The organism is Kitasatospora sp. NPDC036993 (assembly GCF_055607525.1).
This window is the reverse complement of the sequence record NZ_JBVJRP010000025.1, coordinates 1-12,759: the sequence shown is the minus strand read 5'-3', so window position 1 is coordinate 12,759 and position 12,759 is coordinate 1. Positions and strand designations below refer to the sequence as shown.

9 protein-coding genes are annotated in these 12,759 nt (G+C 74.1%); 3 read left to right on the top strand and 6 right to left on the bottom strand.

Translation table 11 applies throughout. The annotated features are described in order from the left end of the window. Positions 1-216: 216 nt before the first annotated feature. Complete coding sequence (locus ACZ7C5_RS34970) at positions 217-2,526, top strand: glycosyl hydrolase family 18 protein (protein ID WP_470324226.1); 2,310 nt, start codon at positions 217-219, stop codon at positions 2,524-2,526. Positions 2,527-2,627: 101 nt separating this feature from the next. Here ACZ7C5_RS34970 and ACZ7C5_RS34965 read toward each other — a convergent pair whose 3' ends face one another. Beyond that, complete coding sequence (locus tag ACZ7C5_RS34965; protein ID WP_470324225.1) at positions 2,628-3,911, bottom strand: geranylgeranyl reductase family protein; 1,284 nt, start codon at positions 3,909-3,911, stop codon at positions 2,628-2,630. Between the two features lie 256 nt (positions 3,912-4,167). Here ACZ7C5_RS34965 and ACZ7C5_RS34960 point away from each other — a divergent pair, with 256 nt between their 5' ends. After that, entirely contained in the window at positions 4,168-5,532 is a 1,365-nt protein-coding gene (locus tag ACZ7C5_RS34960; RefSeq protein ID WP_470324224.1) for a M20/M25/M40 family metallo-hydrolase, read from the top strand. Here the strand turns inward: ACZ7C5_RS34960 and ACZ7C5_RS34955 are convergent. Continuing rightward, the gene (locus ACZ7C5_RS34955) at positions 5,508-6,380 is read right to left on the bottom strand and encodes a DUF4184 family protein (RefSeq protein WP_401092338.1); all 873 of its coding nucleotides are present in this window, start codon (positions 6,378-6,380) and stop codon (positions 5,508-5,510) included. The genes ACZ7C5_RS34960 and ACZ7C5_RS34955 overlap by 25 nt on opposite strands. A gap of 102 nt (positions 6,381-6,482) precedes the next feature. Further along, entirely contained in the window at positions 6,483-7,550 is a 1,068-nt protein-coding gene (locus ACZ7C5_RS34950) for an NUDIX hydrolase (protein ID WP_401092337.1), read from the bottom strand. A 398-nt stretch (positions 7,551-7,948) separates the two neighbouring features. Between ACZ7C5_RS34950 and ACZ7C5_RS34945 the strand changes: the two genes are divergently transcribed. Then, complete coding sequence (locus tag ACZ7C5_RS34945; protein WP_470324223.1) at positions 7,949-8,863, top strand: PfkB family carbohydrate kinase; 915 nt, start codon at positions 7,949-7,951, stop codon at positions 8,861-8,863. A 127-nt stretch (positions 8,864-8,990) separates the two neighbouring features. Here ACZ7C5_RS34945 and ACZ7C5_RS34940 read toward each other — a convergent pair whose 3' ends face one another. From ACZ7C5_RS34940 to ACZ7C5_RS34930, 3 genes are all read right to left on the bottom strand, one after another. After that, on the bottom strand, positions 8,991-9,863 hold the full coding sequence (locus ACZ7C5_RS34940) for a C40 family peptidase (RefSeq protein ID WP_401092335.1): 873 nt from the start codon (positions 9,861-9,863) through the stop codon (positions 8,991-8,993). Positions 9,864-10,151: 288 nt separating this feature from the next. After that, positions 10,152-11,573, bottom strand: coding sequence for an acyl-CoA synthetase (locus ACZ7C5_RS34935; protein ID WP_401092334.1), 1,422 nt, complete (start codon positions 11,571-11,573; stop codon positions 10,152-10,154). 261 nt (positions 11,574-11,834) lie between these two features. Continuing rightward, the coding region (locus ACZ7C5_RS34930) for an electron transfer flavoprotein subunit alpha/FixB family protein (RefSeq protein WP_470324222.1) at positions 11,835-12,759 on the bottom strand (925 nt) is incomplete at its 5' end.

Here is a 12,759-nt window from a genome sequence, read left to right as displayed (position 1 = left end):
TGTCATCTGTTCGCCGTCATCTGTCATCCGTTCGCCCACCCACTCCCCGCCCGCACCGGCCGCCCAATTCCCAAGTGGTACAGACCTGTTGACGCATTGGTCCAGTCCTCCTACAGTTCCCATGCCTCGCCTCCCCACGGCGCAGGCATCGATCGCACACGGATCAACCAAGGTTCTACGTCACCCTGTTCAACCCCCACAGCCACAGGGAGAACCATGTCCGCTCGATCCCGGGCCTGGCGCCCGCGTCTGCGCAGCAGACTGCTCGCGCTGCTGTCCGTTCTGCTCCTGCCCCTCGCCGTCCTGACCGCGCTGGCCGCCCCCGCGAACTCGGCCGCCGCCGGCAAGCTCACCGCCACCTTCACCACCGCCAACAACGGCTCCTGGTGGCAGGGCACCTACATCGTCCACAACGACAACCCGACCGCGGTGAGCGGCTGGAGCCTGGAGTTCGACCTCCCGGCCGGCGTCACCATGGGCAGCACCTACAACGGCACCGCCACCGTCAACGGCCGGCACGTCACCGTCGCCGCGGCGTTCTACAACTCCACCGTCAACGCCCACGGCACCACCGAGCCGTACAGCTTCTGGTTCGTCGGCAACGGCCCGGTCACCACCCCGCTCAACTGCCGGATCAACGGCGACAAGTGCGACGGCACCCCCGACGTCCCGCCGTCCGCGCCGGGCACCCCTACGGTCACCGAGTCCACCGCGCACACGCTCGCGCTCAGCTGGCCGGCCGCCACCGGCGGGGACTTCCCGGTCGCCTCCTACGACGTGCTCAGCGGCAGCACCGTGCTCGCCTCCAGCCCGACCACCACCGTCCTGGTCACCGGCCTCACCCCGGCCACCTCGTACACCCTGACCGTCCGGGCCAAGGACAGCCGCGGCAACACCGGTCCGCTCGGCGCGCCCGTCACCGCGTCCACCTTCGACCCGTCCACCGACACCTCACCGCCCACCGCTCCGTCCAACCTCCGCTCCACCGGGGTCAGTTCGACGGACGTGAAGCTCGCCTGGAACGCCGCCACCGACAACGTCCGGGTCGCCGCGTACGACATCTACCAGGGCGGCACCCTGGTGGCCACGGCCTCCGGCAGCACGCTCGCCGCGACCATCGGCAACCTCTCGCCGTCCACCACCTACACGTTCACCGTGAAGGCCCGCGACGCCGCCGACAACGCCTCGCCCGCCTCCGCGGCGCTCACCGTGACCACCTCGGACCTGGTCGGCGCCGGGAAGTACGCCCGGGTCGGCTACTTCGTCCAGTGGGGCATCTACGGCCGCCAGTACTTCGTCAAGAACCTGGACACCTCGGGCGCCGCCGCCAAGCTCGACGTCATCAACTACGCCTTCGAGAACATCGATCCGGTCAACCTGACCTGCCTGGCGGGCGTCACCAAGGGCACCACCGGCAACCCGGAGGACCCGGACCAGGGCACCGGTGCCGGTGACGCCGACGCCGACTACGCCCGCCCGATGAGCGCCGACCAGTCGGTCGACGGCGTGGCCGACGACGGCTGGGGCAAACTCCGCGGCAACCTCAACCAGTTGAAGAAGCTCAAGGCCAAGTACCCGAACCTGAAGGTGGTCGTCTCGCTCGGCGGCTGGACCTACTCCAAGTACTTCTCCGACGCCGCCGCCACCGACGCGTCCCGCCAGAAGTTCGTCAAGTCCTGTGTCGACACCTGGATCAAGGGCAACCTGCCGGTCTACAACGGCGCCGGTGGCGACGGCGTGGCGGCGGGCATCTTCGACGGCATCGACCTCGACTGGGAGTGGCCCGGCTCCGCCGACGGCCACCCGGGCAACCACTGGAGCGTCAACGACAAGGACAACCTGACCCTGCTGCTCGCCGAATTCCGCAAGCAGCTGGACGCGTTGGGCGGTTCCCACAAGCTGATCACCGCCTTCACCCCGGCGGACCCGGCGAAGGTCGCGGCCGGCTGGGACCTCTCGAAGATCTTCAGCTCGCTGGACATCGCCAACGTCCAGGGCTACGACTTCCACGGCTCGGGCAGCGACAACTCCTGGGAGCCCAACCGCACCGGCCACGCCTCCAACCTCTTCCAGGACCCGAACGACCCCTACACCACCCACTTCAGCATCGACACGGCCGTCCAGACCTACCTGAACGCCGGAGTCAACCCGCGCAAGCTGACCATCGGCTTCCCGTTCTACGGGCGCGGCTGGCAGGCCGTGGCGGACGGCGGCGCGAACGGCGCCTGGCAGTCGGCGAACGGCGCCGCACCTGGCCAGTTCAGCGACGAGGCCGGTACCCGCGGGTACAACAACCTGATCACCAGCCTCACCAACCTCAAGGTCTACCACGACACCAAGTCCATTGCGACGTACGGCTACACGGGAGCCGGCGGCCAGTGGTGGACCTTCGACGACGCCTGGTCGATCGCGCAGAAGACGGCCTACCTCAAGTCGAAGAACCTCCTCGGCGGCATGATCTGGGAGATGTCGGGCGACACCCCGTCCGGCACTCTGATGTCCGCCCTGGACACCGGACTCAAGTAGCCGACGCACGACGGTTCCGCGAACCGCGTCGCACCGAGAAGGGGGCCGGCGTCCCTCCCCGCACCGGGGAGGGGCGCCGGCCCCGCGTCGTGACGGCCGCCCTACCGCGAGGCCATCGCCGTCAGCCGCCGCGCGGCGCGGTGCTGCCGCAGCACCTGGGAGAAGGTGGTGTGCCCCTGGGTGTTCCGGGCGAAGGCCCGCCAGGCCGGCGGCACCAGGCAGACCGCCGCGTGGAACAGGTACGGCCGCCGCTCGAAGGCGCCCAGCAGCTGCTTGCCCGCGCGCATCTCCACGCCGAGCCCGGCCTTGACGGCGAAGGCGTAGTTCAGCGCCTCGCGCCGCACCGCCGCCGCGTCACCCGCCTCGGCGACCTGCACCGCCCACTCGCCGGCCAGCCGGCCCGAGCGCAGCGCGTACGAGATGCCCTCGCGGGTCCACGGCTCCAGCAGCCCGGCCGCGTCGCCGGCGACCAGGACCCGGCCGCGGGAGAGCGGCGAGTCCTCCGTCCGGCAGCGGGTCAGGTGTCCGGACTCGACCCTGGGGGTGAACCCGGACAGGCCCAGCCGGCGGATGTAGTCGGCGAGGTACTGCTTGGTCCGCTCGCCGTCGCCGCGCGCCGAGATGACGCCGACGGTCAGGCTGCTGGTCTCGGTCTTCGGGAACACCCAGCCGTAACTGCCGGGCAGCGGGCCCCAGTCGAGGTGGATCCGGCCCGACCAGTCCGCGGCGACCTGCGGCGGCACCGGGATCTCCGCCTCCAGCCCGAGGTCGATCTGGTCGAAGGTGACGCCGACGTGCCGGCCGATCCGGCTCGCGCTGCCGTCCGCGCCGACCACCGCGCGGGCCTCGAAGGTACGCCCGTCGGCCGCCGCCACCAGGGCCGTCCGGTGCGCGCCGCCGCGCTGCTCGACGCCGGTGACGGTCACTCCGGTGACCAGCACCGCCCCGGCCTGCTTGGCCGCCTGCACCAGGCGCAGGTCGAACTCGTCGCGGTTGACCAGGCCGAACAGCATCCGCTTGGAACGCCGCGTCCGGGTGAACTTCCCGTCGTACGCGAAGGTCACGGCGTGCACCCGGTCCTGCAACGGCAGCCGGAAGTCCGGCGGCAGGCTGTCCCTGGAGGGGCCGATGATGCCACCGCCGCAGGTCTTGTACCGGGGGTGTTCGGCCTTGTCGAGCAGCAGCACCCGGCGGCCCTGGACCGCGGCGGCGTGTGCGGCCGAGGAGCCCGCCGGTCCGGCGCCGACCACCACGACGTCCCAGACGCCGTCCGGCGGCGAGGCCGCGTCGTCGACCGGGCCGTCGACCGGGCCACCCTCGATCTGGCCGTCCTCGATCGGGCGGTCGAGCGGGCTGCGGGAATCGAAGCTTCCGGAGTCAGTCACGTTGAGCAATCCTATGCGTCCGCCCGCACCCGACAGACGCACCGGCCCGCGCCCGGCGGACGCGTCCGCCGACTCCCGACGGACGCACGACCCCGTGCCCCTCGGACGCACCGCCCCGCACCCGGCCCCCTCACCTCCGGTACCCACCAGCCCCACACCCACGGAACCCCGTGTTCCGCGCCGCCTATGATCGGCAGTACCCCAACCACCAGATCCGCCCGCCCACCCGAGGGCGGACCGTCACCCCGGAGCCCCGATGTCACAGCCCCTGGCCGACGCCGTCCGGTCCCTGATGGACCGTGCCCGCACCGACCTCGCCGAACTGGTCGCCTTCCCGTCGGTCGCCGACCCGCGTCAGTTCCCGGTCGAGGAGTGCGAGAAGGCCGCACGCTGGGTCGCCGATGCCTTCGCCGCCGAGGGCCTGACCGGCATCCGGCTGCTGGACACCCCGGACGGCACCCAGTCCGTCTACGGCGAACTGCCCGGCCCCGAGGGTGCCCCGACCGTCCTGCTCTACTCCCACTACGACGTCCAACCCCCGCTGAACGAGGACGACTGGCTCAGCCCCGCGTTCGAGCTGACCGAGCGCGACGGCCGCTGGTACGGGCGCGGCGCCGCCGACTGCAAGGGCAACATCCTGATGCACCTGACCGCCCTGCGGGCGCTGCGTCAGGTGTACGGCGACGCCTACCCGGTCGGTCTGAAGATCATCGTCGAGGGCTCGGAGGAGCAGGGCACCGGCGGCCTGGAGCGCTACGCCGAGGCCCACCCCGAGCTGCTCGCCGCCGACGCCATCGTCATCGGCGACACCGGCAACTTCGCCGCCGGCCTGCCCACCGTGACCGCCTCGCTGCGCGGCATGACGGTCGTCGAGGCCACGGTCACCACGCTGGCCGGCAACCTGCACTCCGGTGCCTTCGGCGGCGCCGCCCCGGACGCGCTCCAGTGCCTGGTCCGGGCGCTGGCCTCGCTGCACGACGAGAACGGCGACGCCGCGGTGGCCGGCCTGACCGCCGACCAGACCTGGACCGGCGTGCAGTACCCGGAGGAGCAGTTCCGCTCCGACGCCAAGGTGCTCGACGGCGTCGCCCTGACCGGCACCGGCACCATCGCGGACCGCCTCTGGGCCCGCCCGTCCGTCACCGTCCTCGGCATCGACGCCCCGCCGGTGATCGGCGCCACGTCGTCCGTCCAGGCCACCGCCAAGGCCCTGATCAGCCTGCGCATCCCGCCGGGCACGGACGCGGGCGCCGCCCAGGACGCGCTGGTCGCCCACCTGGAGGCGCGGGTCCCACTCGGCGCCCGGCTCACCGTCCAGCGCCAGGGCACCGGCTCCCCGTTCCTCGCCGACACCAGCGGCCCGGCGTACGAGGCGATGGGCGAGGCGATGGCGGAGGCCTTCGGCACCGGGATGGTCGCCTCCGGCGAGGGCGGCTCGATCCCGCTCTGCAACACGCTGCGCACGCTCTACCCGCAGGCCGAGATCGTGCTGATCGGCGTCGAGGAGCCGACCACCCAGATCCACGCGGTCAACGAGAGCGTCGACCCGCAGGAGCTGGAGCGGATGGCCCTCACCGAGGCGCTGTTCCTCCGCCGCTACGCCGAACTGCGCTCCGTCTGACGGAAGTCCGACCGGCGGTCCGCCCCGAGGTCCGGCGCGACCTCGGGAACGGCCGTCCGAGGGGCCGCCGGCCGCCCGCCGCGCAACCGGCGGGCGGCCGCGACCACGGCCGCGTAACCGACCGCACCCACCGCGAGCCCGGCCCCTGCCCCGAAGCACACCTCCGGCACCAGGTTCCGCCGCAGCGGGGCGACCCGGTGCGCCACCCCGGCGGCCGTCGCCGCGCCCAGCACCGCGACGGCCGTCCACCGGGCCCGGGGCGCGAGCCGCACGGCCGGCCGCACCGGCTCGACGGCCCGCACCGCACGCGCCGCCCAGCCGCCCATCGCCGCCAGGGCGAGCGCCGAACTGCCGTACTGCAGGGCCTCGTACAGCGGGACGCCGGCCACCGGCCGGTCCAGTACGGGCAGCAGCCGTACGCCCAGCCGGTCCCCGTGGGTGAACGCGTCCCAGCCGACGTGGGTGGCCGCGCCGATCGCCGCCGACGCCGCGAACCACGCCGCACCGGAGCCCGCGGAGCCGCCGGTGACTCCGGCCCGCCGGGCCGTCAGCGCCTCGGCACCCCCGGCCCACCGCTCGGGCAGCAGCGCCACCACCGGCCCGCGCAGCAGCCCGTGCCAGCCCGCCACCAGCGCACCGGCGATCGCCACGTCCAGCGTCGGCACCGCCCACCACCGGTGGGTCAGCCCGCCGTGGCCGTACACCCCGGGCAGCAGGGACTCGGCGAAGAACGGCACGTCCGGCGCCATCGACCCGGCGACCAGAGCCGACGCCACCAAGGGCCCGCGCGCCCCGGCGGCACGGAGCAGGGGCAGGACGGCGGCGGGATGGCTCAGCGTGAACGGCATGCCCCCATCCTCGCGCCCGCCGCCGCCCCGCCGCGAACCGGGAGGCGCCCCCGTCCCAGCGCGGCACCGCGCCGCGAACCGCGAGGCGTCCCCTGCCCGCCGCTACGCCGCGTCCGCCGTGCTCGCCAGCCCGACCGCCACCCGGCGCCCCGCCTCCAGGTACCGCAGCTCGCCGCTGCGCCGCGCGTCCAACGCGGCCGCCAGCCGCCGGTAGCGCCCCGGGGGCAGCAGTTCGCCGGCCTCGTCCAGGGTGACGAAGCGCCAGCTGCGCAGTTCCTCCTGCTGGAGCAGCAGGTCCTGCCGGCCCTCCGCGTCGAGCAGGCCGCCGTCGTACATCAGCCGCAGACCGCCACGGCGCGGGCCGGTGCGCGGCTCCCAGTCGACGGCGAGCAGGCGCAGTGCGGACGGTTCCAGGCGCAGGCCCAGCTCCTCGGCGGTCTCGCGCAGGGCGGCATCGGTGGGGGCCTCGCCGCGTTCGACCACGCCACCGGGGAAGTCCCAGTCGGGCTTGTAGACCGGGTCGACGAGCAGGACCCGGTCCTGCTCGTCGAAGAGCAGGACGGCGGAGGCCACGGTGTCCCCGGTCGGGTCCGGGGTCTGGACGATCGGGCAGCGGGCGGCGCCGACCCGGAGCAGCTCGGCGATCCGGTGCGCGGTCTCCTGGGGGGAGAGCCTGCCGGTGTCGATCATCCGGGCGTCCCCGACCAGCCAGCGCCGGGCGGCCCGGTAGCGGGGCAGGTGTTCGAGGCACCATTCCCGGACCCGCTGGCTGGCCTCCGGATCACCCGGACACTCCTCGCGGTGGGCGATGCGGTCACGCAGGATCGTTTCTTCAGGGTCCAGCACGAAGTGGTGCACCGAGATCCCGTGCGCGGCCAGGTCCCCGAAGATCTCGTCCCGGTAGTCCTCCCTGAGCAGGGTCATCGGGACCACCAGCGGGCCCCCGACCTCGCCCAGCAGCGCCGCCGCCGTCTCCGCGACGAGCCGGCGCCAGGCCGCCAGGTCCTGGAAGTCGGACACCGTCGCCAGCCGGTCGGCCGGGAGCATCCGACGCAGGCCGAAGCCCACCAGCTCGGGATCGAAGAGCACGCTCCCGGGCAGCAGTTCCACCAGCTCGCGGCAGGCGCTCGTCTTGCCCGCCCCGAATGTGCCATTGACCCAGACGATCACAACGTCCCCTGCCCTCGACTTCCCCCGATGCCGTTCGCACCGGGCAGCGCCCCCGTCAGCCGAACCAGCGCCACCCGTGGTGGTACCCGCGCCACGCCGCTCCCCATGCCTCCGGGGCGCGCCCGCCCCTGTGCCCCGGCCTGCCCCGTGACAGCGGCATGTGCCCAGGTCAGGCGCCCGCGCACGGGAATATGCAGACCGGTCTACATCAAAATTGCACCCTGCCACCACTGTGTGGGCACAGGACGTCAGCTGGGTCGACTTCCCGCGCACGCCCCGCTCGTGCGCTGCTCGCGCCCCTGCCCGTGCGCTCCCGCACGCCCTCGTGCACGCTCCGCACTCGACTGCCACCGCCCGCCCGCTTGCGCGGCCCGCACCACGGCGCGTACAGAGGAACGATGAAGCTGCTGCCCGTCGGCCGCGTCGTCGTCATCGGCTCGGTCAACACCGACCGGATCGTCCGCTGTCCCGCACTCCCCTCCCCGGGCGAGACCGTCCTCGCCACCGCCGCCACCCGGGGCTTCGGCGGCAAGGGTGCCAACCAGGCGGTGGCGGCGGCCCGGATGGGGGCGGCGGCGCACCTGGTCGCCAAGGTCGGGGGCGATGCCGAGGGCGAGGCGGCACGTGCCGATCTGCACGGCGCGCAGGTCGAGACGGGCTCCGTGCTCACCCACCCGGACGAGCCCACCGGTCATGCGGTCGTCCTGGTCGACCCGTCCGGTGAGAACAGCATCGTCGTCGTCCCCGGCGCCAATGCCCACCTCGCCCCGGAGGAGGTCACCGCCGCGCTGGCCCGCCTCCGTCTGCTCCCCGTCGACGTGCTCCTGACCAGCAACGAGGTCCCCGCGGAGTGCATCCGCGCGACCGCCGCCGCCCTGCCCGCCCTCGGCCCCTCGGGCGGCACCCGCTGGCTGCACAACACCGCGCCCGCCGGCGCCCTGCCGGAGGCCGGCCCCACCGGACGCCGTCCGCTGGTCGTCGCGAACGCCGTCGAGGCCCGCCAGCTCACCGGCGCCACCGACGTCGCCGAGGCGGCCCGGGCCCTGGCCCGACGCGCCGAGGGCGCCGTGGTCACCCTCGGCGGCGAGGGCGCGCTGGTCGTGGTGGACGGAGCGCTGACCCGGCTGCCCGCCCCCGCCGTCCGGGTGGTCGACACCACCGGCGCCGGCGACGTCTTCTGCGGCGCCCTCGCCGCCGCGCTCGCCCGCGGCGCCGGACCGCGGGAGGCGGCCGCCACCGCCGTCGCCGCCGGGGCCTTCGCCGTCACCGCCCTCGGCGCCCGCGGCGCCCTCCCCCGCCCCTCGGACCTCTGACCCCCGCGCCGGCCCCCTCCCCTTCGTCTCTGCCCGGGCGTCGGAATCCACCGGCCCCGGCGCGGAGAACGCCCGTCGGGGGCGCCGGGCGGACCCGGCGCCCCCGACGGGCGGACCGACGGCCTCGCTACGGCCGCCCCATGAACGACGGGTAGTAGCCGCTGCTGATCCCCGAGATCCGGACGTTTGTCCCGGGCCGCGCCGCCTCGACGTACTTGTTGTCGCCCAGGTAGATCGCCACGTGCTGGATGCCCCTGGCCGTCCCGTCCGGCGACCAGAACAGCAGGTCACCGCGGCGCAGCTGGCTCGCCCCGATCGGCGTGGTCGCCGCGAACTGGTCGTTGGCGACGCGCGGCAGGGAGATCCCGCCGCGCCGGAAGGACTGCTGCACCAGGCCGGAGCAGTCGTAGCCGTCCGGTCCGTTGCCCGCCCGGCGGAACGGCACGCCCTGCTGGGAGAGCGCGAACTGCACGGCGGTCTCGACGTCCCGGTCTTCCGCGACCGAGTCGTCGGAGTAGTGGCCCTGCCCCGCGGAGTCCGAGGAGGAGCCGCCCCCGGTGTGCGCCAGGTAGACGTCGTGGTGCGAGGTCCAGCGCCACTGCCCCTGACTGTTGCGGAACCAGTAGCGCGAGCCGTCCCAGCCCTGCTCGATCCCGCCGGAGGATCTGGTCGTGGACCTGGCGGCGGACGAGGTGCCACCGCCGGCGCGGGCCGTGTACACGTCGTAGTGCGAGGTCCAGCGCCACTGCCCCTGACTGTTCTTGAACCAGTACCGCGAGCCGTCCCATCCGGCGTGCGCCGGGGCGGGCTCGGCGGCCGCGGGGCTGACGCCGGTGCCGAGGCCGATCACGCCCGCACCGGTCGCGATCACGGCCACCATGCCTATCCCCCGACGGAGCCGCGCGGTGCGGGACGGACGGGGGGTACGAGCGATGGCAGCGTCCTGCTGCCCGGTCGGTTCGCCGGCGGACTCCGGCGCACCGGTGTTGACGGTGGTCATCGTGCTGACTTCCTTCACTGCTGCGGATTGCTGCGAATTGCTGTGACCGGCCAGGACTGGCCGTGCTTGTCGGCAGAGCCCCCGCCCGGCACGCCGCGGCTTCCGGTCCTGCGACCGGGAGCCGCGGCGTGTCGTCCGGGTATTCGGTTCTGCCTGCGTGTCACGTTAGGCACGCGTCCGCTCACGGCGCGCAGTGGAGTGCGCCAATGGAAGGGTCACGGGTGGTGAGCACCGACGGCGCATCAGGGTGAACACCCGTCATCCGGGGCGCCGTCCGACGCCCCCTCATCACCGGCCGCCGGCCTCCGCCAGGAGCTGCTTCTTCAGCACCTTTCCCAAGGCGTTCCTGGGCAGTTCGGGCACCAGGACGACCCGGCGCGGCCGCTTGTGCACCGAGAGCCGCTCCGCCACGAAGGCCGTCAGCTGGTCCCCCGTCACGGCGCCGTCCGGAATGACGTACGCCACGATCGCCTGTCCGAGATCCTCGTCCGGCACGCCGACCACCGCCGCGTCGGCGACCGCCGGGTGGTCGCGCAGCGCGGCCTCCACCTCGCCCGCGCCGATCCGGTAGCCGCCGCTCTTGATCAGGTCGACCGAGGCCCGGCCGACGATCCGGTGGAAACCGTCGGCTCCGATCACCGCGACGTCACCGGTGCGGAACCAGCCGTCCGCCGTCCACGCCTCGGCGTCCGCGTCCGGCCGGTTGAGGTAGCCGCTGAACAGCGTCGGGCCGAAGACCTGGAGTTCGCCGACGCTCTCCCCGTCGGCGGGCACCAGTGCGCCGTCCTCGCCGACCAGCCGGGTGCGCACCCCGTCCAGCGGCAGCCCGACGCTGCCCGGGCGCCGCTCGCCGTCCGCCCGGGTGCTGACGGTGATCAGCGACTCGGTCATCCCGTACCGCTCGATCGGGGCGTGCCCGGTGAGCGCCGCCAGCTTCTCGAACACCGGGACGGGCAGCGGCGCGCTGCCGGAGACCAGCAGCCTGGCCGGGGCGAGCCTGGCCGCCGCCTCCGGGTCCGCCGCCAGCCGGGACCAGACGGTGGGAACGCCGAAGTACAGACTGCCGCCCGCCGCCGCGTACCCCTCCGGAGTGGGCCGCCCGGTGTGCACCAGCCGGCTGCCGGTGCGCAGGGCGCCGAGCACGCCGAGCAGCAGCCCGTGCACATGGAACAGCGGCAGGCCGTGCACGAGGGTGTCCTCGGCGGTCCACTGCCAGGCGGCGGCCAGGGCCTCCAGGTCTGCGGCGATCGCCTCGCGCCGGATCACCACGCCCTTGGGCGCGCCGGTGGTGCCAGAGGTGTAGAGCACGAAGCCGGTCGACGCGGCGGCCGGCTCGGCGTACGAGGTGGCGGAGCGCTGCCCGGGATCGACCGGCAGCCCCGCCACCGACGTGTCCTGCGACGGCTCGTCCCCGACCGCGTGCGCGAGCAGCGCCGCGCCCGAGTCGCGCAGGATGTGCTCGCGCTCCTTGGGGCCGGAGTCGGGCGGCAGCGGGACCACGGGAACGCCTGCCAGCAGACCGCCGACCACGGCGATGACGGTCTCGACGGTGGGCCGGGCGAGCACCGCGAGCGCCGGCGCGCCCGCCACCCGGTCGGCGACGGCGGTCGCCGCGCCCACCAGTTCCTCCCGGGAGAGCGTCCGACCGTCGATCCGCAGCGCGTCCGCCGCGTCGCCGAAACCGCCCTGAAGTGCCGTCAGCAGTGCCATGCCACCGTCCTCGCCTCGTTCCAGCCGTCGCGCCGCGCCCGTACGCCGCGCGCTCGCCGCGCGTGCCCGCCTCCGCGTCACGCGCCGGCGCCGACTCTACGGGCCGCCGCCCGGCCCACCGCGCGCCGGGGAGGACGGGACGCGACTCGGAGGGCGGAGGGCGCCCGGCAACGACGCAGGGCGGAGGACACCCGGGAACGACGGAGGGCGTGGCACCGAGTGGTACTCGGTGCCACGCCCTCCGCCGTCGTTCTGCGGGGATCAGGCCTTGCGGGCCTTCACCTCGGCGGTGAGCTGCGGCAGCACCTCGAAGAGGTCGCCGACCACGCCGTAGTCGACCAGTTCGAAGATCGGGGCCTCGGGGTCCTTGTTGACGGCCACGATGGTCTTCGAGGTCTGCATGCCGGCCCGGTGCTGGATGGCACCGGAGATGCCCGCCGCGATGTAGAGCTGCGGGGAGACCTGCTTGCCGGTCTGGCCGACCTGGCTGCTGTGCGGGTACCAGCCGGCGTCCACGGCGGCACGCGAGGCACCGACGGCCGCGCCCAGCGCGTCCGCGAGCTCCTCGACCACGCCGAAGCCCTCGGCCGCACCGACACCACGGCCACCGGAGACCACGATGGCGGCCTCCGTCAGCTCCGGGCGGCCGGAGGAGACCCGCGGGGTGCGCGAGGTCACCGTCGCGGCGTTGCCGGTGAACTCCACGGCCACGTTCTCGACGGCCCCGGCGGCCGGAGCGGCCTCCGGCGCGACGGAGTTCGGCTTGACCGTGATGACCGGCGCGCCCTTGGTGACCTTGGACTTCACCTGGAAGGACGCGGCGAACACCGACTGGGTGGCGACCGGACCGCCGTCACCGGCCTCCAGGTCCACGGCGTCGGTGATGATGCCGGAGCCGATCCGCAGCGCGACGCGGGCGGCGATCTCCTTGCCCTCGCCGGAGGACGTCACCAGCACGGCGGCGATGTCGCCGGCCTTGGCGATCTGGGCCAGGGCGTCCACCTTGGGGACGACCAGCAGGTCGGTGAACTCGGCGCCGTCGGCGACGTACACCTTCGCCGCGCCGTACTCGCCGGCCTTCGCCGCGATGTCGGCCGCGGCCGCGCCGGCGCCGAGGACGACGGCGGACGGCTCGCCGATGCGGCGGGCCAGGGTCAGCAGCTCCAGGGCCGGCTTGCGGACCGCA

Bases quoted from the DNA above. Each gene is read 5' to 3' on its own strand.
- ACZ7C5_RS34960 (WP_470324224.1), top strand. From the start codon at position 4,168: ATGTCACAGCCCCTGGCCGACGCCGTCCGGTCCCTGATGGACCGTGCC.
- ACZ7C5_RS34970 (WP_470324226.1), top strand. From the start codon at position 217: ATGTCCGCTCGATCCCGGGCCTGGCGCCCGCGTCTGCGCAGCAGACTG.
- ACZ7C5_RS34955 (WP_401092338.1), bottom strand. From the start codon at position 6,380: ATGCCGTTCACGCTGAGCCATCCCGCCGCCGTCCTGCCCCTGCTCCGT.
- ACZ7C5_RS34940 (WP_401092335.1), bottom strand. From the start codon at position 9,863: ATGACCACCGTCAACACCGGTGCGCCGGAGTCCGCCGGCGAACCGACC.
- ACZ7C5_RS34935 (WP_401092334.1), bottom strand. From the start codon at position 11,573: ATGGCACTGCTGACGGCACTTCAGGGCGGTTTCGGCGACGCGGCGGAC.
- ACZ7C5_RS34945 (WP_470324223.1), top strand. From the start codon at position 7,949: ATGAAGCTGCTGCCCGTCGGCCGCGTCGTCGTCATCGGCTCGGTCAAC.